The sequence below is a fragment of the Pseudorhodoplanes sp. genome (assembly GCA_032027085.1).
In the GTDB taxonomy this organism is placed as follows: domain Bacteria; phylum Pseudomonadota; class Alphaproteobacteria; order Rhizobiales; family Xanthobacteraceae; genus Pseudorhodoplanes.
The window spans coordinates 4,413,816-4,433,341 of record JAVSMS010000001.1 but is presented as its reverse complement, the minus strand read 5'-3'; the positions used below and the strand labels follow the sequence as shown (position 1 = coordinate 4,433,341).

Annotated in this window: 23 protein-coding genes and 1 pseudogene; 14 read left to right on the top strand and 10 right to left on the bottom strand. The window is 62.6% G+C overall.

Annotated features, from left to right (window positions below):
* The first annotated feature begins 6 nt into the window (after positions 1-6).
* Positions 7-162, top strand: a pseudogene (locus RO009_21745) (PepSY domain-containing protein).
* A gap of 14 nt (positions 163-176) precedes the next feature.
* On the top strand, positions 177-395 hold the full coding sequence (locus tag RO009_21740; protein MDT3687658.1) for a hypothetical protein: 219 nt from the start codon (positions 177-179) through the stop codon (positions 393-395).
* Between the two features lie 207 nt (positions 396-602).
* On the opposite strand, the gene fliP is transcribed toward RO009_21740, so the two are convergent.
* On the bottom strand, positions 603-1,316 hold the full coding sequence (fliP, locus tag RO009_21735) for a flagellar type III secretion system pore protein FliP (GenBank protein MDT3687657.1): 714 nt from the start codon (positions 1,314-1,316) through the stop codon (positions 603-605).
* Between the two features lie 32 nt (positions 1,317-1,348).
* Positions 1,349-2,371 carry a flagellar biosynthetic protein FliO gene (locus RO009_21730; protein ID MDT3687656.1) on the bottom strand — a complete coding sequence of 341 codons (1,023 nt, stop codon included), beginning with the start codon at positions 2,369-2,371 and terminating at the stop codon, positions 1,349-1,351.
* A gap of 272 nt (positions 2,372-2,643) precedes the next feature.
* Here RO009_21730 and flgB point away from each other — a divergent pair, with 272 nt between their 5' ends.
* The 7 genes from flgB to RO009_21695 all read left to right on the top strand — a co-directional run bounded on the left by flgB (position 2,644) and on the right by RO009_21695 (position 8,726).
* Positions 2,644-3,042 (top strand): flagellar basal body rod protein FlgB, encoded by a 399-nt coding sequence (gene flgB / locus RO009_21725; protein ID MDT3687655.1) that lies wholly within the window; start codon positions 2,644-2,646, stop codon positions 3,040-3,042.
* An 11-nt stretch (positions 3,043-3,053) separates the two neighbouring features.
* Positions 3,054-3,464 (top strand): flagellar basal body rod protein FlgC, encoded by a 411-nt coding sequence (gene flgC / locus RO009_21720; protein ID MDT3687654.1) that lies wholly within the window; start codon positions 3,054-3,056, stop codon positions 3,462-3,464.
* Between the two features lie 11 nt (positions 3,465-3,475).
* Complete coding sequence (locus tag RO009_21715; GenBank protein ID MDT3687653.1) at positions 3,476-3,805, top strand: flagellar hook-basal body complex protein FliE; 330 nt, start codon at positions 3,476-3,478, stop codon at positions 3,803-3,805.
* A 161-nt stretch (positions 3,806-3,966) separates the two neighbouring features.
* Positions 3,967-4,230: a flagellar biosynthesis protein FliQ gene (gene fliQ / locus RO009_21710; GenBank protein MDT3687652.1), complete on the top strand. Its 264-nt coding sequence runs from the start codon at positions 3,967-3,969 to the stop codon at positions 4,228-4,230.
* A 12-nt stretch (positions 4,231-4,242) separates the two neighbouring features.
* Positions 4,243-5,013, top strand: a complete 771-nt coding sequence (gene fliR, locus RO009_21705) for a flagellar biosynthetic protein FliR (GenBank protein ID MDT3687651.1) — start codon at positions 4,243-4,245, stop codon at positions 5,011-5,013.
* A 12-nt stretch (positions 5,014-5,025) separates the two neighbouring features.
* On the top strand, positions 5,026-6,102 hold the full coding sequence (gene flhB / locus RO009_21700) for a flagellar biosynthesis protein FlhB (protein MDT3687650.1): 1,077 nt from the start codon (positions 5,026-5,028) through the stop codon (positions 6,100-6,102).
* A gap of 65 nt (positions 6,103-6,167) precedes the next feature.
* Entirely contained in the window at positions 6,168-8,726 is a 2,559-nt protein-coding gene (locus tag RO009_21695; protein MDT3687649.1) for a response regulator, read from the top strand.
* Between the two features lie 98 nt (positions 8,727-8,824).
* Here the strand turns inward: RO009_21695 and RO009_21690 are convergent, their stop codons facing one another.
* Genes RO009_21690 through RO009_21675 form a run of 4 tightly spaced genes read right to left on the bottom strand, consistent with a single transcriptional unit; the run spans position 8,825 to position 12,293 of the window.
* Positions 8,825-9,796: a tripartite tricarboxylate transporter substrate binding protein gene (locus tag RO009_21690; protein MDT3687648.1), complete on the bottom strand. Its 972-nt coding sequence runs from the start codon at positions 9,794-9,796 to the stop codon at positions 8,825-8,827.
* Positions 9,797-9,826: 30 nt separating this feature from the next.
* Complete coding sequence (locus RO009_21685) at positions 9,827-11,362, bottom strand: class I adenylate-forming enzyme family protein (protein ID MDT3687647.1); 1,536 nt, start codon at positions 11,360-11,362, stop codon at positions 9,827-9,829.
* A complete protein-coding gene (locus tag RO009_21680; protein ID MDT3687646.1) occupies positions 11,362-11,808 on the bottom strand; it encodes a MaoC family dehydratase in 447 nt (148 codons plus the stop codon). Before RO009_21680 ends, RO009_21685 begins: the two co-directional genes overlap by 1 nt.
* Before the next feature lie 11 nt (positions 11,809-11,819).
* A complete protein-coding gene (locus RO009_21675) occupies positions 11,820-12,293 on the bottom strand; it encodes a MaoC family dehydratase (GenBank protein MDT3687645.1) in 474 nt (157 codons plus the stop codon).
* 107 nt (positions 12,294-12,400) lie between these two features.
* On the opposite strand from RO009_21675, the gene RO009_21670 reads away from it, so the two are divergent.
* Positions 12,401-13,174, top strand: a complete 774-nt coding sequence (locus RO009_21670) for an IclR family transcriptional regulator C-terminal domain-containing protein (protein ID MDT3687644.1) — start codon at positions 12,401-12,403, stop codon at positions 13,172-13,174.
* 166 nt (positions 13,175-13,340) lie between these two features.
* On the opposite strand, the gene RO009_21665 is transcribed toward RO009_21670, so the two are convergent.
* Both RO009_21665 and RO009_21660 read right to left on the bottom strand, forming a co-directional pair.
* Positions 13,341-13,628 (bottom strand): hypothetical protein, encoded by a 288-nt coding sequence (locus RO009_21665; GenBank protein ID MDT3687643.1) that lies wholly within the window; start codon positions 13,626-13,628, stop codon positions 13,341-13,343.
* 92 nt (positions 13,629-13,720) lie between these two features.
* Positions 13,721-14,002: a hypothetical protein gene (locus RO009_21660; GenBank protein MDT3687642.1), complete on the bottom strand. Its 282-nt coding sequence runs from the start codon at positions 14,000-14,002 to the stop codon at positions 13,721-13,723.
* A gap of 178 nt (positions 14,003-14,180) precedes the next feature.
* Here RO009_21660 and RO009_21655 point away from each other — a divergent pair, with 178 nt between their 5' ends.
* Positions 14,181-15,140, top strand: coding sequence for a TIM44-like domain-containing protein (locus RO009_21655; GenBank protein MDT3687641.1), 960 nt, complete (start codon positions 14,181-14,183; stop codon positions 15,138-15,140).
* Positions 15,141-15,449: 309 nt separating this feature from the next.
* Complete coding sequence (locus RO009_21650) at positions 15,450-16,484, top strand: hypothetical protein (GenBank protein MDT3687640.1); 1,035 nt, start codon at positions 15,450-15,452, stop codon at positions 16,482-16,484.
* Positions 16,485-16,490: 6 nt separating this feature from the next.
* On the opposite strand, the gene RO009_21645 is transcribed toward RO009_21650, so the two are convergent.
* Positions 16,491-17,168 carry an SET domain-containing protein gene (locus RO009_21645; GenBank protein MDT3687639.1) on the bottom strand — a complete coding sequence of 226 codons (678 nt, stop codon included), beginning with the start codon at positions 17,166-17,168 and terminating at the stop codon, positions 16,491-16,493.
* 63 nt (positions 17,169-17,231) lie between these two features.
* Here RO009_21645 and RO009_21640 point away from each other — a divergent pair, with 63 nt between their 5' ends.
* A complete protein-coding gene (locus RO009_21640; protein ID MDT3687638.1) occupies positions 17,232-17,852 on the top strand; it encodes a lectin in 621 nt (206 codons plus the stop codon).
* A 147-nt stretch (positions 17,853-17,999) separates the two neighbouring features.
* Here RO009_21640 and RO009_21635 read toward each other — a convergent pair whose 3' ends face one another.
* Entirely contained in the window at positions 18,000-18,998 is a 999-nt protein-coding gene (locus RO009_21635; protein MDT3687637.1) for a hypothetical protein, read from the bottom strand.
* 197 nt (positions 18,999-19,195) lie between these two features.
* On the opposite strand from RO009_21635, the gene RO009_21630 reads away from it, so the two are divergent.
* Positions 19,196-19,474, top strand: coding sequence for a hypothetical protein (locus RO009_21630; GenBank protein MDT3687636.1), 279 nt, complete (start codon positions 19,196-19,198; stop codon positions 19,472-19,474).
* Positions 19,475-19,526: the final 52 nt, after the last annotated feature.

The window sequence follows — 19,526 nt, the reverse complement described above, 5'->3', positions numbered from 1 at the left end:
CTGCTCTACGGCGGCATGCCGCTGAAGATCATCTGGGCGCTGCTCGATATCGCCACCATCGTGGTGCTGGTGACCGGGCTCTATCTCTGGGTCAGACGCCGCCGCTCTGCGCGCGCGCCGGCGCGTATGGCGCTGCTGGTCGGTGCAAGGGCCGCGTCTTGAAACCTGTTCCGGGTATGAAGCGGCGGTCGTTGCTGCAGGTGTTCGGTATTCCGATTCTGCTCGGTGTGCTGAGCGGCGTTGGACACCTTTCGGCGCTGCTCGGCGATGATCTCTGGGATGGCTTGTCCTGGCTCGCGCTCGGCGTGCCGTGCGCGGTGATCGCCTGGTACTGGTTCGGGGAAGGGTGGCCCGGCGGGAAACGGGACGAGAACCGCGGAAAAAAGTCTGTCTAATTGTGCTCGTTTCCTCCGCCCCGAAGAATCGCCAGAACATGCATGCTCGCGGGCGAGGAAGACATGCTCGCGGCCGAGGAAGACATGCTCACGGGCGAGGATGACATGCTCGCGGCCGAGGATGAGCACTTCTACGAGCATGACAAAGGGAGGCTATAGGAATTTTTTCACGTGAAACATTTCCGGTTCACGTGTGAGTCCAGGCCATTAGGTCCCGTAGCTCTGCACCAGCGAGCCGGCCACCAGCGTCCAGCCGTCGACCAGGACGAAAAAGATCAGCTTGAACGGCAACGACACAACAACTGGTGGCAACATCATCATGCCCATCGACATCAGCACCGACGCCACCACCAGGTCGATGATGAGAAAGGGCAGGAACAGCAGAAATCCGATCTCGAAGGCGCGTTTCAGCTCGGAAATCATGAAAGCGGGCACCAGAATCCGCAGCGACAGGGTCTCGGGGCTCGCCGGCGCCGGCTCGCGCGACAGATCGCTGAACAGCTTCAGATCTTTTTCCCGCACATTCTTCAGCATGAAGGTTTTGAACGGCTCGGACGAGCGTTCAAACGCCTGCTCGACATTGATCTCGTTGTTGATCAGCGGCCGGATGCCGACGTCATAGGCGTTCTGGAACGCCGGACCCATGATGAAGGCGGTCAGGAAGAGGGCGAGCGAGACGATCACGGCATTGGGCGGCGCGGTGGCCGTGCCCAAAGCCGTGCGCAGCAGCGACAGCACGACCACGATGCGCGTGAACGAGGTCATCATGATCAGGATCGACGGCGCCAGCGTGAGCACCGTCAAGAGCGCGACAAGCTGGATGACGCGCTCGGTCAACCCGGCGCCGGCGCCGAAATTGATGCTGATGTCCTGAGAAAAGGCCGGGTCTGCTACTGCCAGGATCGCCGCCGCCACCGTCAATCGACGAACGCAGCTCGCGGCAATCTTGGCCCTCACGTCTTCCCTGGCGGACGGCCGAGCAAGCTCGCCATCTCTTCTTCAAGGCTGCCGAAGACATTGTCCGGCTTGGTGGCGGCCGGAGCGGGCTTCTTGTCGGGGGTCGCCGGTTTTTCCACCGCCGGTTTGGCCGCCGCCGGCGCCGCAGCAGGTGCGGCGGCAGGCGCCAGCGGCCCGCCTGGGCGCCGCAGGGCGGCTTCCAGTCGCTGCGCCATGTCGGCGAGATTCTGATCGGCATCTTCGGCGCTGGCCGCCGCCGGTTGCGCTGTGCGCACCTCGACTTTCGGTTCGGGCTTGAACTCGACTTTGGGTTCAGCCTTCGGTTCCAGGCGCGGCTCGATGCGCGGTTCGATTTTCGGGGTCTCGATGCGAGGCTCGATTTTCGGCGTGGCACGGACCGGCAAGATGTCGGGCTCGGGCTGCGGCGCCGGACGCGCCGACAATTCGGCAGCGAGGCCGGCCAGCGTATCGCTCGGACGCTGCGTGCGCCTGGCGGCCGGCGCGACTGGCGCCTTGGGTTCGGGCGGTGTCGGCCATTGCAGCGTGTCTTCCACGGCCGGGGCGGGGCGCGGCGCGCGCACCGGACGCGGTGCGACTTCGGGCTGCAGCGGCCAGGAGGTTTCTTCGCTGAGCGGAACCGCCCGCGGCAATGCCTCGGCGGCGCCGGTTCCGCGCGGAGCGGCCATTTCACGCGCATTCTGGCCGCGCACGATATTCGGCTCGATCACGATGTCCGTCGGCCCGCCGATCATGATAAGATGCTCGACATTGTCGCGCCGGATCAGCACCAGCTTGCGCCGGCCATCGACCGCGCCGGCCTCGATGACCGCAAGTCGCGGCGCACGCCCGCGCGATCCCTGCGACCCGAGCGCACCCGTTCCAAAGCGGCGGACGAGCCAGGCGACCACGCCGATCAGCGCGAAAACGACGATGAAAGCGATGAAAAAACGCACGGCGAGGGGCGTCTCCGCTCCAAAGAGGCTTTCCAGCATGAGATCGAACAGGCTCCTCGCTCGCAATCGGGCCGTCCGAGCCGTGAATCGCCCGACCTGTTAAGCCTTCGGCAATATTTGCCGCGGCTCATATTAACAAACTCTTAAGGATCGGGGACCGCTTTCTTTGGCTGGCCCCGACCTTCTGCTGCGATTGGTAAATTGGCACTTGGCGGCGGTTTCAAGGCGAAGCCAATAAATACCAGCCGCCCACAATATTTACCTCGCGTTAACCATACCCCCGGCAAAGTTTGCCCAGCGTGGCAGAGGCCGCGCTGTGCCCCCGGGTGAGGAGCGTCATGGCCATCTCCGAAATGCCGATCTTTTCGATGCTGCGCACCAGGATGCACTGGCATCAGGAGCGCCAGCGCCTGCTCGCCGAGAATGTCGCCAACGCCGACACGCCCTTTTTCAGGCCGCACGATCTGAAGGCCCCCGAATTCGACAAGCCAGAGCCGACCTCCGTGGCGGTCGCACTGGCGCGCACCGATCCAGGCCATATCGCCGGGGCGGGGCTGAGCCCACCCCGGTTCCGGACCGGCCAGTACGGCGGGTTTGAGACGCGCCCCACCGGCAACGCCGTCGCGCTCGAGGAAGAGATGCTCAAGGTCGCGGCCAACCAGATGGAGTATCAGCAGGCCTCCACGCTCTACGCGAAGAGTCTTGGTTTGTTGAAGACGGCCTTGGGCAAGCGCTGAGGGAGTGGATCATGGATTTCATCAAGTCACTTGCCATCGCCGCCTCCGGCCTGAAGGCGCAGGCGGGCCGCATCCGCATCATCTCGGAGAATATCGCGAACGCGGATTCCACTGCGCTGACTGCGGGCGGCGATCCCTACCGCCGGAAGATTTCAACCTTCACCAGCGAAGTCGATCGCGCGCTCGATGCCCGCGTCGTCGCGCTCGGCCGCATTCGTACCGATCAATCGCCCTTCGTCAGCAAGCACATGCCCGGACATCCGTCGGCCGACGCCAACGGCTATGTCAAATATCCCAATGTCAATTCGCTGGTGGAAATGACCGATATGCGCGAGGCGCAGCGATCCTACGAAGCCAATGTCAACGTCATCAGCGCGACGCGGCGGATGATCCAGCGCACGATTGAAATCCTGAAAGCCTGACGGAGCAGCTCATGACCTCGCCGATTGGCGCCGCCAATGCCTATGCCAGTCTTGCCAAGATCACCGATCCGGGCGGCGGATTGGCGGGCGGCCTCACCAAAGGCGCGACGGGCCTCGGCGGCACCGACAGCTTCGGCGCCATGGTCAAGGATGCGCTGACGTCGGTGGTCAAGGCCGGTCACGGCGCCGATGCGCAGACGCAGGCTGCGGTCACGGGTAAGGCCAATGTCGTGGATGTCGTCACTGCGGTCGCCGAATCCGAGACGGCCATCGAGACGCTCGTCTCCGTGCGCGACAAGGTGATCCAGGCTTACGAAGAAATCATGCGGATGCCGATTTGATCTTCCCTCTCCTCGCTTGCGGGGAGAGGGTGGTGAGCGCAGCGAGCCGGGTAAGGGGGCCTCGATGTTTAGCACTGGTCTCATCGCCCCCTTCGGCTTCCTCGCGTTGCTCGGAAGCCGATCTCTCGCCGCAAGCGGGGAGAGGTGAAATCGGAGGGGAAATGACCGGACCGGAAGTGCTCGATGTCGCGCGCGACGCGATCATGACGTTGGTGTTTGTAGCGGCGCCGCTGATGCTGGTGGGGCTTTTCGTGGGTGTGGCGATCTCGCTGTTCCAGGCGTTGACCCAGATTCAGGAAATGACGCTGGTCTTCGTTCCGAAGATTCTTGCGATCTTCATTGCCATGTTGGTCGCCCTGCCGTTCATGGCCGACATCATGCAGGGCCACATGCTGCGGCTGGCGAGCCGCATTACTGGCGGCTGAGACCGCATCTGAATGAGCATTGACGTCTCCGTCCTTCCATCGCTGGCCGCGGCTTTCATGCTGGTCTTTGCCCGCATCGGAACGATGGTGATGCTGCTTCCGGGCCTTGGCGAATTGACCGTGCCGGTGCGCGTGCGCCTTACCATTGCGCTCGTTTTGGCGGCGATTTTCCTGCCCTTGCATCGCAACGCCTACAGTATTGATCTGCGGCAATTCGGGCCGGTCTTGCTGATGCTTGGTCAGGAATTGCTGCTCGGCGTGGTGCTCGGACTGACCGCGCGCCTGACCATTTCCGCGTTGCAGGTTGCCGGCGCGGTGGTGGCGCAGCAGATGGGCCTTGGCTTTGTCACCGCCGTCGACCCGACGCAGGGCCAGCAGAACGTCATTGTTGGCAACTTTCTCACCATTCTCGGCGTCACGCTCGTTTTCGCGACCGATCTGCATTACCTCGTGATCGCGGCGCTGAATGATAGCTATCGTTTGTTCGCGCCGGGTGCGGCATTTCTCGCGGGCGACATCGCGGCCCTGTTCACCAGGACGGTGGCGGCCGCCTTCAAGGTCGGGATCCAATTGTCGGCGCCGTTTCTGGTCTTCGGCCTTCTCTTCAACCTCGGACTCGGCATCCTGTCGCGGTTGATGCCGCAGATGCAGGTTTTCTTTGTCGGCATGCCGCTATCGATCCTGATCGGCTTTCTCATCCTCCTGCTTGTCGTCAGTGCCATGATGGGCACGTTTCTCGAGTTTCTCGGCGGCGTTCTGCGCGAAATGGCTCCCTATTCGTAACCGGACTGCGCGATGGCCGACGGCAACGACGACAACGAGAAGTCAGAGGACCCAACCCAGAAACGGTTGGACGAAGCCGTCGAGCGCGGGGATGTTGCCAAAAGCCAGGAGGTTTCAACCTGGTTCGTGATTGCTGCGGCGACATTGCTGCTCATGATGTTCGCAACGCCGATGAGCGCCGGCCTGAAATCCACGCTGGGCGGCATTCTTGCCAACATGCATCGCATTCCGATGGATGGGCGAGGTCTTATTCTCTTCGCCGGCAAGACGGGTCTGGAAGTGATTGCGCTTCTGTCGATCCCGTTCCTGCTGCTGGCCTTGGCCGCCATCGGCGGAAACATGATCCAGCACCGGCTGGTCTGGTCGACCGAAAGCCTGAAGCCGAAGCTCAGCAAGATATCGCTGGCCGCCGGACTGAAGCGGCTGTTCTCCAAGGTCGCGCTGGTGAACTTCGTCAAGGGCATTCTCAAGATTGCGCTCCTGGGAACGGTGATGTCGATGCTGCTCTGGCCGGAACGGAACCGGCTGGAATCCATGGTGGCGACCGACCCCGCCGCGATCCTGCCGCTGGTGGTGATATTTTCGCTCAAGCTGATGGGCATCGTCGTCGCCATTCTCGCGGTCATTGCTGCTGCGGATTTCTTCTTCCAGTATCGACAATGGTACGAAAAGCAGAAGATGTCGCTCCGCGAGATCAAGGAGGAGTTCAAGCAGAGCGAAGGCGATCCGATGGTCAAGGCGCGGATTCGCCGTATTCGCGAACAGCGCGCGCGCAAGCGCATGATGGCAGCGGTGCCGGACGCCTCGGTTGTGATCACCAACCCGACCCACTACGCGATCGCGCTGAAATATGAACGCGGGGACAATGCCCCGGTCTGTGTCGCCAAGGGCGTGGATGCGCTCGCCCTCAAGATCAGGGAGGTGGCCACGGCGCATGCAGTGCCGATCGTCGAAAATCCACCGCTGGCCCGGGCCCTGCACGCGACCGTCGATATCGACGATGAAATTCCGCCGGAGCACTATCGTGCGGTCGCCGAGGTTATCGGCTATGTCATGAATCTGCGGCGCGGGGCGCGGCCACGGCCATGAGTGCCCGAATGAGCGCCCAAGCAAGTGCACTTGCGGATCACCGCCGGCCTGGGGCAAAGGAGCTTATGGCGACGACGGATACTGGCGAGGCTCAGGAGCGCGGCGTGTTCGACCGCAGCGGGCGTGGTGGAAGCATGGGGTTTGTCCTGCTGGTCGCCATTGCGCTGGTCGGGGCGGTGGCGGGCCTGCTGTATGTCGGGCGGGACGCGGCCGGGCTCTATATCCTTCTGCTGCTTGCGGTCCTGGCCACGATCGGCGTCTTCTCCTTGTTCGCCCTGGCGTCCGGCTTGCTGCGCTTTGCCAGCAAGGATGCCGCCAACCCGATGATGAAAATTCTGGTGGACGGCGCCTTCGACGGACTGGTCGTCACCGATCCGGGCGGGCGGGTCATCTACGCCAATGCTCAATATCTGGATATGATCGATGCGGTCGACGCCAAGGATGTGCGCCCCATCGAACGGGTGTTCATCGGCGACCCCGACGTGTCCGAGGCGGTTTACCGGCTGCTCAAGGCGTCCCGCGAAGGCCGACGGCTGCAGGAAGAAGTCCGCATCCCCGATCCGCAGGGCGGGCCGGCGCGCTGGCTGCGCATGCGGGTGCGGCCGCTCGGCGAGGGAAAGCGCGCTTCGCGGTTGACGGTCTGGAACATTGCCGATGTCACGCGCGACCGCGAGCGGCAGGAAAACGTCTTTCAGGAACTGCAGCACGCCATCGACTATCTCGACCACGCGCCGGCCGGATTCTTCTCGGTCGATGGCAAGGGCGACATCGTCTACCTCAACGCCACACTGGCGACATGGCTCGATCATGATCTGGCGCAGGTCGGGTCGGGCGGGCTGAAGCTTGCAGACATCGTGTCAGGTGAAGGCGCCGCTCTTCTCACAACCCTGGCGGCAGCGCCGGGCGGGGTGAAGACCGAAGTGCTCGACCTCGACTTCAAGACCCGCGGCGGAAAGTCCGTCCCGGTCCGACTCTTTCACAAGGTCGCGTTCGGCGCCGATGGCTCGCCCGGCATGTCCAGGACCTTGGTGCTCAATCGCGCCCGCGCCGACGGCTCCGATCCGCAGCGGGCGGCGGAAGTGCGCTTCATGCGCTTCTTCAACAACACGCCGATGGCGATTGCGACCGTCGACCGCAATGGTCGCATTGCGCGATCGAACGCCCTGTTCGCACGTCTGTTCCACGACCTGTTCAAGGACGATGCGTCCGGTGAAGTCCGCAACATCCTGTCGGTGCTGGCCGAACGCGATCGGGCCGCATTGGAAGCCGCCATCCACAAGGCGGCCGACGGGCAGGGCGATATCGCGCCGGTAGAAGCCATGCTCGCCGGCAGCGGGGATCGTGCCGCGTCTTTCTTTGTTACCGGAATCGAGAACGACGAGAGCGAGTCCGCCATCGTCTATGCGCTGGAAACAACCGACCGGCGCACGCTGGAAAACCAGATCAAGCAGCAGCAGAAGATGGAAACCGTCGGCCAGTTGGCAGGCGGCATCGCTCACGATTTCAACAACGTACTGTCCGCCATCATGATGGCGACCGATTTCCTGCTCAATGCGCACAAGCCGACCGATCCGTCCTTCCAGGACATCATGCAGATCAAGCAGAACGCCAATCGCGCCGCCTCGCTTGTTCGCCAGTTGCTGGCTTTTTCCCGCCGTCAGACCTTGCGGCCGCAAGTCCTGGATCTCGGCGAGGCCTTGTCCGACCTGACCATCCTGATCCGCCGTCTGATCGGAGAGAAGGTAAAGCTCGACGTCGTGCATGGCCGCGACCTGTGGCCGGTCAAGGCCGACTTGTCGCAATTCGAGCAGGTGATCATCAATCTCGCGGTCAATGCACGCGATGCCATGCCGGAAGGCGGCAATCTCACGGTGCGCACCCGGAACGTGACTGGGCCCGAGGCCGCGCGCTTTGGCTATGGAGCCTTGCCGGCCTCCGATCATGTGCTGGTGGAGGTCACCGATACCGGCACCGGCATGCCGCCGGAAGTCATGGAAAAGATTTTCGAGCCGTTCTTCACGACCAAGGAAGTGAACAAGGGCACCGGTCTGGGTTTGTCCACGGTCTATGGAATCATCAAGCAGACCGGCGGCTTCATCTATCCGGAATCCGAGCCCGGCAAAGGCACGACCTTCCGCATCTTCCTGCCGCGGCATGCCGCGGACGAAGAGCTGGAGCGTGTGGAATCGCCGGCCATCGCCGGCGCGCTGGCCGCGGCCAACAATCTGGCGCAGGCTGCCAATCCTGATCTCACCGGCCGCGGCACCATTCTGCTCGTCGAAGACGAGGAAGGATTGCGCGCTCTCAATGCGCGCGGCTTGACCTCGCGCGGTTACACGGTTCTGGAGGCAAGCAACGGAGTCGAAGCGCTCGAAGTGCTTGAGCGCCGCAACGGCGAAGTCGATCTCGTGGTGTCGGACGTGGTGATGCCGGAAATGGACGGGCCAACCTTGCTCAAGGAGATGCGGGTCAGAAATCCTGATCTCAAGATGATCTTCGTCTCCGGCTATGCCGAGGAAGCGTTCCAGAAAAATCTGCCGCCGGAAGGGCAGTTCTCATTCCTTCCCAAGCCGTTCACGCTCAAGCAACTGGTGGCGGCGGTGAAGGAAACGATGACGTCATAAAAAATGCCGGGCTGGAAATTCCAGCCCGGCAAACTGCCGGTCGGGGCACATGGCCACGACCATGCCCCGACAACTCTGACCACAATCGGCGCTGATCGTTATTTGGGAGCGATGCCCGCCTTTTTGACGACCGCGCTCCATTTCTCAATTTCCGAATTCACAAATGCCTTAAATTCGGCACTGGTGAGATTTCCGGGGGCGACGCCAAGGGCATCAAACTTCTTGCGTGTTTCCGGGTTTGCAAGAACGTCCTTCATCGCGGCTTCAAGCTTCGCCTTGACAGGTGCAGGAACATTCGCAGGCATATAGAGCCCGAACCACGCTGTAGCTTCGAAACCCTTGACTCCGGCTTCGTCGAGCGTCGGAACATCAGGCAGCGATTCCGCGCGGGTGCGGCTGGTGACACCGAGCACTCGGAGGCGGCCATCCTTCGCCGCTGGTAGCACCGTCGGTAGCGAGTCGAACATCATCGGGATATGACCACCGAGCAGATCGTTCATTGCGGGAGCCGCGCCCTTGTACGGCACGTGCACGACGTCAATGTTGGCAAGCATCTTGAACAATTCGCCGGAGAGATGGTTGGCGCCGCCGATACCCGCCGATCCAAAAGACAGCTTGCCAGGCTCTTTCTTTGCCAGGGCAATGAGATCGGCCACCGTTTTCGCCGGAACACTCGGATGCACGACCAGCGCGTTCGGGACACTAGCGACCAGGGCCAGCGGATCAAAGTCGCGCTGTGTATCATACGGCATCTTCTTGTTCAGGCTTGGGTTGATGACGTGATGAGTTGCCGTCAGCAGCAGAGTTGACCCATCCGGCGTTGAGCGGGCGACCTGCTCGGAGCCAATCATTCCGCTTGCGCCGGCGCGATTGTCGACCACCACCGACACACCCAGCTTCTCACTCAGTCCCTGCGCAACATGCCGCGCCAGGATGTCCGTCGTTCCGCCGGCCGGGAACGGCACGACAATTTTCACGGTCTCGACCGGAAATTTCTCGCTGGCAAAAATGGGACCCGGCAGACAACTCAAGGCGAGCACGACCGAACTCAGAAACCTTTTCACTTTCATTGTCTCCTCCCTTTCTTATGCAAAGCAGACTCATTCTGCAGCGGACACCATCTGTCGATGCTTCTCACGCAATTCACGCCGCAACAGTTTCCCGGTTGGACTGCGCGGCAGGCTCCGGCAGAATTCGACGCGGCGCGGCTTCATGTAGTTGGAAAGGTGATCGCCGCAGAATGCGATGAGTTGGTCGCTGGTGACGCGAGCACCCGCAGCCAGCACGACATACGCGACAACCAGCTCTCCCCATTGTTCGTCGGGAATGCCGATTACTGCGGCTTGCGCGACCGCCGGGTGACGCTGCAGACATTCCTCGATGTCGTTTGGAAAGATGTTCTCGCCGCCGCTGATGATCATGTCCTGCTTGCGGTCCACGAGATAGAGATAACCGTCGGAGTCGAGGTGCCCCATGTCACCGAGACTGAACCATTCCCCACGATAGGCGGCCGCGGTGCGGTCCGGATCACGCCAATAGCCGGAGAACAGGCCGGGGCCGCGCAGAAAAACCTCCCCTATCTCGCCCGCCGGTACGTCGTAGCCGGCGTCGTCGAGAATGCGAACCTCGACATCGCGCAGCGGTCGGCCGACCGACCGCTCGCGTGCCGCGAGTTCCTGCGCCGAAATGACCGTAACGATGCGGGTTTCGGTCGCGCCGTAGAATTCGGTGAGGACCGAGCCAAAAACCTCAAGCACGCGCTCCTTGACCGCGCTGGGAAGCGGCGCTCCGCCGCTGATCAGCGCGCGCATGCTGGAGGTGTCGCGGCGCTTCAGATCAGGAGATGCAACCAGCCGCTGCAGCATCGTCGGCACGACGAACGAATTGGTGACCCGATAGCGCTCGACATCAGCGAGATACATCTCCGCATCGAAGCGTTCGGGAACGACCGCGGTGCCGCCGAGATAGAGCGCGAGCGCCGCGAAATCACGCGGCGCCGAGTGCCAGTAAGGGCCGGGATTGATGGTCACATCCCGGTCGGTCAGGTCGTAAGCGAGCGCCTTGTAGAGGAATCCCACAACGATCGCGCGGTGCGAAACCAGCGCACCCTTGGGCGTCCCTGTGGTGCCAGATGTATATCCGATGTAAAGCGTGTCTTCGGGCGAAAGCAGCACATCCGGCGCAGCGGGCCTTCCGGACTCGATGAGGTCGGCAAGCGGAATGCATCCAGTCGGCGCGTCATCAAGCGCAAAGATGCGTCGGGCAAGTCGTTGCACCACCTTGTCGCTGAGTGCATTGACCAGCGGCGCAAACTCCGACGACACAAATATGGCCTCGACCTCCGCATGCGCCATGCGAAAATCGATATCCGGAGGCTTGAGAGCAAAATTGATCGGAACGGTCCAGGCCCCCATCGACCCCAACGCGAAATGCGCGACGAGATAATCCGGGGAGTTACGCGCCAGGATCGCCACGCGACTGTTCTTGCCGATCCCGCGGCGCGATAAACCATCAGCCAGCCGCCAGACACGTTCGGCGAAAGCCGCGTGCGAGAGGGTAGCGCCATCCCGGCCAATGATCGCCGCACGCTCTGGATAGAGCTGAGCGTTGCGCCGTAGACTACGCCCCAGGATCATTATCTGGCTGCGCCCAACGGAAATTCGATCATGGCCTCGCCGGTCGCCACGACCTCGTCGCGCTGATTGCGGACCTCGACGTCGATGACCGCCCAGCGGGACTTTTGAGTCGCTAGCTTCGATTTCAGCGTGCCATACGGGCGGATGGTGTCACCGGGCTTCACCGGCTTGACCCAGCGTGTTTCCAGGCGGCGATGAACGGCGCCTGCCGGATAGGCCCAATCGGTCAGCATGCGGGTGATCAACCCGAAATTGTTCATGCCGTGCATGATGATGCCCCCGAAATTGGTCTTGCCGAAACTTCCCTGCATGTAGTTGTCGTCGAGATGCAGCGGATTGAAATCGAGCGAGGCCTCGCAGAACGCGCGGATCGATTCGCGCGAGACATCGAAGGCCGGACCGTCGATGCGGTAGCCAGGCGCCAGACTGTCAAACGTCACGGACATTGAAACTCTCCTCACATCGGACGGATGGTCCAGCCGCGACCGGAACAGATCACCTCGCCGCGCTGGTTGAAAAAGACATTGTCGTGGATGACGAAGAGGCGCTCTTTCTTGATGAACTTGTCGAGCGCACGCGCCTGCAGCGTGATCGTATCACCGGGGCGCGCCGGGATGTTGTAGCTCCAGGACTGTCCGGCATTGACCGTTCCGGGGCTGCGCATCCAGTCATCCGTCGGCGTGCAAGCAAACATCAGCAGGATGTGGATCGACGGCGGCGCGATCAGGCCCCCGTATGGCGTCGTGCGCGCATAATCCTCGTCAAAATAGAGCGGGTGGTTCTCTCCGACCGAGCGGCAATATTTCTGAATGGCCTCAAGGGTGAGCGTGTAGGGAATCGTTTGGCGCGGCTCGCCGGGAACGATGTCGTCCCAGATCTTCCGCTCCTTCGCGTCTTTCCAGAAATCCGTTTCAAACGCTTGCGCCGACACGTTGCCTCCTGTATTGTTCGCCTAGCGAACTTTTCATTCGCCAGATGAACACTAGCTGTCTTTGCGTGGCCACGCAAGCCGGCTGCTTTCCGTATGGAGGAACGCGCATGGCAAAGGAGAGCGACGGTTTTGTTCGCGCGATCGCGCGGGGGTTTTCGGTAATTGAAGCGCTCGGACGTCCGCCGGGTCGTCATATGTTGTCAGAAATCGCCGTTGCGTCCGGGCTCACCCGCGCAACCGCGCGGCGCGTGCTCGCAACATTGGTCGCACTCAACTACTGCGAGGCCGATGGCCGCTATTTCCGGCTGCGCCCGCGGTCCCTGGGTCTCGGACTTTCCTACCTGACGGCGTTGCCGTTTTGGGGGCCGGCGCAGCAAACTCTCGAGGAGCTTCGCAACGAGATCGGTGAATCCTGCGCGCTGGCCGTTCTCGACGGGACTGACATTGTCTATGTCCTGCGCTTGCCAGCACGCCGGATCCTGACCACGAATCTTGGCATCGGAAGCCGGCTGCCGGCGCACGTTGTTTCGCTGGGACGTGTTCTCCTCGCCGGGCTGTCAAAAGGGGAGCGCGATATTCAGCTGTCGAAAATCAAATTCACCCGCCTGACCCCGCGCACGATCGTTGATCGAAGCGTTCTGGAGAAGGAACTCGAGCGTGTGGCCGCGCAAGGCTACGTCTGGATCGACGGTGAGCTTGATCCTTCCATTTGCGGCATCTCTGTGCCGTTAAGGGACAACAGCCGTTCGGTCGTAGCCGCCATCAGCGTGAGTTTGATTTCCGGAACGATCGACGAGGCGACGGCAAAGGAACGATACTTCATCCTATTGAAACGCGCTGCGGAAGAGATTCGCGCACAAACAGCGACGTTTCGCACATAGTCGCTCCTGGGTGATCGGTCCTTGACGCTTGAAACTGCATGCAACGTGCGAAGTAAGCGCGACCGGGCTCGATCGAGCAGGCCTCACTCCTCGAAAGCTTCACGCCGCAAGAATGCGCCGACGACTTCAAGAATGGCGGATACGTGTCAACCTAATGCAGAGCGCTCTAACGGCAGACTTCGTAACGACGCCATCCGCCGCGGACGCGCTCACGCACGATGCGGCACGTCGGCTGAACGGCGACGTTCCCGCGATAATAGGCGGGCTCACCATAGCGGGGACCATAGCCATAAGGGTAAGGGCTGGCGGCTGATGCGATCACGCCACCCACAAGGACACCGCCCACAATCGCCGGCACGATCCACCACGCATGCGCCTGCGCGGGAGAGGGCGCGGCCATGCTCGCGGCGCCGATAACAGCGGCGGCGGAAAGAGCCATCAGGGACTTTCTCATGCACAATCCTCCTCTGTTTGCGAGGAGGCAACAATGCATGTGCAGTCAGGTTCCTTCGGGAACTTGGGCAAGAGGGCGGCGTATCGCCTTGCTCAGTTATATGCAGGACCCCATCGGCCGGGTGCACGGCAGACAAAGCCGATATAGTCGCCCGGCCACGGATGAACCGAGGTGATCACCCCGTATTTGCCGTAGCGGTTGCAGTGGTTGGATACCATCGCGAGCGCATAATCTTCGACGCCGGGTGTCCAGGGGATGATCCCGCCGATGTCATTGCCTTTGACGCCGGAGCCGAACCATAGGAACACGCCGAGCAAGGCGCCGGACAGGGCGCGGATGTGATTTTGACCGAAACGGTACGACGGGCGGGACATTGTGAGGGCTCTGGTTTGACACAGGTCGGCCGAGTGGCGACCTTGAATCATCATCATAAATGAGCCGCGCGGCCGGCGCCATATGGGCACGCCGGCACGAACATGGCCGGTCGGGGTTTTTGCCGGGCCAATCGCCCTTATATATAAGCGGCAAATCGACCGTGCCGGGAGGAATTCAATGGTCTGGAATCAACTGCGCTGGCCCTTGGCGGCTGTCGCCATATTGGCTGCGCTGGTGCTGATCGCCGGCGACGCCGATGCGCGCGTGGGCGGAGGCAAGAGCTTCGGCAGCCGCGGATCGCGCACCTTTTCACCGCCCCCGGTCACGCAGACCGCACCGCGGTCCGCCTCTCCCATGGAGCGCAGCATGACCCAGCCGGCGCAGCAGCGTCCGGCGGCAACCGGCGCGCAGACCACGGGTCAGGCTGGCGGCTTCTTCAACCGTCCGGGTTTTCTCGGCGGCCTGTTTGCCGGCTTCCTTGGTGCCGGGCTGCTCGGCATGCTCTTCGGCAACGGACTGTTTGGCGGGCTCGGCGCAGGCTTTGCGTCCATGCTCGGCCTGATCATTCAGATCGCGTTGATCGTACTGGTCGCGCGCCTGATCTGGAACTGGCTGCAGCGGCGCAACGCCGGCGGCTATGCGACCGCGACAGGACCGTCCTTGCGCGACATGAATGCGGCGACGCCGGATTATGCACGCGGCACGTCCGGCGGCATGGCGGCGGTGCCGGCCGGCAACGTCGAGATTCGCGAAGAGGATTACAACGCGTTCGAACGATTGCTGGGCGAAGTCCAGGCGGCTTACTCGTCGGAGGATCTCGGCAAGCTGCGCGCGCTCGTCACGCCTGAAATGCTCAGCTATTTCGCCGAGCAGCTAGCGGACAATACCAGCCGCGGCGTGGTCAATCAGGTCAGCGACGTGAAGCTGGAACAGGGCGATCTCGCGGAATCCTGGCGCGAGGGCGCGACCGACTACGCGACCGTCGCCATGCGCTTCTCGCTGATCGACAAGACCCTGGATCGCGCCAGCGGCAAACTGGTCGACGGCTCCGACCAGAAGCAGGAGGCCACGGAATTGTGGACCTTCATGCGCGCGCCGGGAGGACAGTGGATATTGTCCGCGATCCAGCAGGCGTAGTTCGCAGTTCACAGGAAAAACTCAAGTCAAAGAGCCCGGCACTTTGCCGGGCTCTTTTTGTTGTTATGCCCGCAAGGCGGCGATGGTTCACGTCGCCATGCAGGATGAGCAGGACGGCAAGCATGTCGACGGGCTTGAACCCGTCACCGGCGAACAATAGGCGGTCGAGCCCTGATCGCCCTGCCGTCCGGTGAAAAGCCTTGCGGCGGAAGTGAGGCTTCGCGCCCGGTCCTGCCGTTCTGCTGACATGAAATAGCCCGCACGCGTTGTTTCCTTTGAAGCCGCTTTGCATGGAGCGGGGACGAAGACATGCGTTACTTGACGGGGATTTTGGCCACGACCGCCATTCTGATTGGCTGCCTCGGGTCGCAGGCTGCGCCAACGCGCGGCCCAGCCTCATCCACGCCGGAAGCCATTCTCGCCTGGATCAACATCTATCATATCAAGCGGGACCCGTCCGCGCTGCCGGCGGCGGTGAAGGCCTTGTCGCAGGCGGGCGCCCTGCGCGATCCTGAAAGCGCCGGTGTTTATGTCGGCTTCGTCGCCGGTGTGCTTGGCGCCAATCCCGACAAGGCGGCGCAGTTGCTCGAAAGGATGCTGCCGCTGCCGGGCGAGGACCAGTGGATGGTCGTACGCGCGGTCGCCTATTCGGGATTGCCCGACTGGAAAACCCTGCTGCTGGAATTTGCCGACCAACTGCCGTCGCGCCGCGCGATGATCGATAAATATGTCAGCGGCGCGCTGCCGACCTTGCTCGATCTTGCGCCCGACAAGGACCCGACGGCGATGGAAAAACTGCGGCGTTATTTCTCCCGCGAGCGTCGCGAGCAAAGAAGGACCTGGTCCATCGATCTGTCGCCGGAACTGCTCGACACCTTCTGGGGCTATTACTTCGCCACCCGCGGCTATGGTCCGATCGCTCGCATTGTCGGCATGCTGCCCTGGTCGAAGGACAAGGATCATGACGAGAAGCTGATACTCGGTGCGATGGCAAAATTCACGCTGGCGCGCAACGCCTCGCGCGACGACGTCTTGCTGAGAATGCTCAAGCGCATGGCCAGGCATCAGAACAAAGAGACCGCGCCCATCCTGAAAGAGGTGATCGATTCTGCCGACATCGCCGATACCGGACGCATCCGCAAGGAGGCGATGGCCTCGCTGGAAAATCTGAAGCGCTACGGTCCCGGCTCGAAACGTGACATCGCGACCTGGGGCAAGATCGGCGAGGGTGCGATCGGGCTTGGCTGCGTCGCCGCGGCGGTGACCGGGCAAGTTGCGATGGGATTGCCCTGCGTGATCGGCGGCGCTGCGACCTCGGCCGCCGTCAGGTATCTGTCGCAATAGTTTCAGTCAGCGCCGCTTCTTCTTGCCGACGGATTTCGTTTTGCGCGCTGACTTCGCCTTGGCGGCTGCATTTTTGGAGCGGGTCGCACGCCGCTTCGCCTTCAGACGGGCAAGGCGCCTCGCCTCGGCGCGCCTTTTCATGCACTTGTCGCATTTGCAGCGCTGCGGCGTGATGACATATTTGAAATAGTCATCGCCGTAATCGTAAACGATTTCCTCGCCGGGCTTGATATTCTTGATGGCGCGGATGATGACACGGCCGCCGCGGCCGTTGCGTCCACCTTTTCCCCGCACGGTGTCGGATTCCGCATTCGGCCGGCATGAATGATTGGCGTAGCGCGCGACATTCTTGCGGCTCGATCCGTCGATCGTCCACTTGTCGTTGACCTGATACATGTACTTGGAACCGCGCGCCTCCAGCCGGTCGGCCTTTTCGTTGCTCAGGCGCGGGCCCTTGTACTCAACGATGAAGGCGCGCTTCTTGATCGGTTCGGTGGCGAAAAGGCCAAGCCCGGTGCGGGCGCGGCCGACGCGGAAGGGATATTTCGGCATGCGGCTACGGCGTTGGAACTGCGAGTTGACGAGAAATTTATCTGCCTGATTCGTCTGTATGAAGGCCAGCGCTTCCAATATCTGGATGAAAAATGCAAGGCCGGGGTTGGTAAGGCTGAGCGTAGGGCTCACGGAGGAAACACCATGCGGACCAGAAACTTGGCGGTCGTCGTTGCGTCGGCGGCGTTGTTGTGGATGTCCGGCGCGGCGCAGGCGCAGCAAGCCAACATGACATTCTTCATCACCAGCGCCGGCCCGGGCAAGGGCGGCGACCTCGGTGGCCTGGATGGCGCCGACAAGCATTGCCAGTCCCTTGCGCAGGCGGCGGGCGCCGGTTCCAAGACATGGCGGGCCTATCTCTCGACGCAGGGCCAGAATGCGGTGAATGCGCGCGACCGGATCGGCAAGGGGCCCTGGCAGAATGCCAAGGGTGTCGTGATCGCCAAGGACGTGGCCGATCTGCACGGCGCCAGCAACAACCTCACCAAGCAGACGGCGCTGAACGAAAAGGGCGAGGTCGTGAACGGTCGTGGTGACCAGCCGAACCGCCACGACATTCTCACCGGCTCGCAGCCGGACGGCACCGCCTTCACCGGCGATCAGGATCGCACCTGCGGCAACTGGACCAAGGGTGGCGAAGGCTCCGCGATGGTCGGCCATCATGACCGCATGGGGCTCGACGATTCCGCGCCTGCGAAATCCTGGAATTCGTCGCATCCCTCGCGTGGGCCCGGCGGCGGCTGTGCACAGGCCGATCTGCGATCGACCGGCGGTGACGGCCTGTTCTATTGCTTCGCGGTGAATTTAGCGAAGTAGGGGCATAACGCCGAGTTGGATTCGCCGCTCAAAATCCCTCTCCGTTCGTCGACGCGAAAGCGGGGACCCAGAGCCAGAAACACTGGGTTCCCGCTTGCGCGGGAACGAACGAGTATGTGGCATCAGCTTCAATTTGGCTGAACGCCATCAATGCGTCTTGTGCGGCGGGCCGTCCTTCGCCGGCTGCCGCAGCATGGCCTTGCCGAGCTCGAGCAATTCGGCGGTGGACAGCGGCTCGTCGTAACGGATGTCGGTCGCAACCCGCGTCGGATCAGGTTCGGAGTCCGACGGCGGCTGCGGCTTCGCAGCTTGCGGCGCCGGCATGATCGGCACCTTGCGCCGCACGAGCGCGTCGGGCCGCACGTCGCGCAATGGCTTGTCGTCGCGGATGGCGGCGAGCCGCGCCTCGAAGGAAATGACCGCGGGCGTGGGGCGCGGCGCCGGCGGCGCCATGTGGGCAGGCGGCGCGGTGACCGGCACCTGCAGCATCGGCTGCTCCTGATGCGGCGCAGCTGTCGCCGCCGTGGCGATGGGCGGCAGGATCGGCGGGGGAGCCGCCTCGCCGGTGCCTGCGAGCTGCGTCGTCAGGGTCATGATGTCATGCTGCTGACGATCGATCAGGCGCGAGCGGTTCTCGACCGCGGCGGTGAGTCCGGTGATCTCCGACTGCAACGCGATGATCGCCTGCTCCGCCTCCTGCAGGGCGAGTCGGCTGGCGTTGGCTTCGAATTGCGCCGCAGCGAGTTCGGAACGCAGGTCGTCGTCGCCTTCGGCGCTGCGCGTTTCGATTCTGGCGAGCGCAGCCGTCTTCTCTGACAGCTCGGCTCTCAGGCGGTTGGCTTCTTCGGTCTTGCGGCCGAGTGCGGCGCTCTGCAACGCGGTCTTTTCGTGCAGTTTATCCAGGCTCAATGTGAGATCGCGCTTCGCCACTGCGTGCTCGGCGCGCATCTGCTCATTTGCGCTGCGCAAGTGCTGTAACGTCAGCGGGATCTGCTTGCCGAGGCGGCGTTTGGTTAGCCGCTCGGCGCGGCGGTGAATGGCGGGTGACAGCGCCAGCGCGATCAGCGCGGCCAACAGAAAGCCGATGCCGACATACATGAGCGGCAGCACCAGCGTTTCCGGATGGATGCCGAAGAGAGCTGTCATACGCCACGCCCACCTACGTATACGTGAGCGCACTGTGCCTGAATGCCCGCAATAAACAAGGTCTCCACCACGTTAACCTGAATACCGGTCAACCACCGTGCCAACCGATCGCCGCCGCATGACGTCTGCGCTTCGCCAAAGCACGGAACCCATCGCCCCCGCGAGAGTTGAAACACCGGTCTGTTCAGGAGTTTCAAATGCGGGTGACCCTTATCGCGTTCTGTCTGGTTTCCTCCGTCGCAATGGCGTCGGCGCAGACGCCGGCGCCGGAAAAATCGCCGGACCCGTCGGCGGAGAGCACCGGGCGTACCGTCTCGCCCGAGACCAAAGGGCAGGTGCAGCCTCAGGGCTGGACCGGGCCGATCGAGACAAAATCCGGCGGCGCGCCGGCCGAAAGCCCGCAGGGGCAAAGCCCGCCAGGCATGCAAGAAGCGCCCGAGGGCTCGTCCAAAACCGTCGTCGAGCCGAAGAAGTAGATTGCTGGCGCCGAAAGCCGAGGCGGCTTACCGCCCGGTCTTTCTCGCGCAG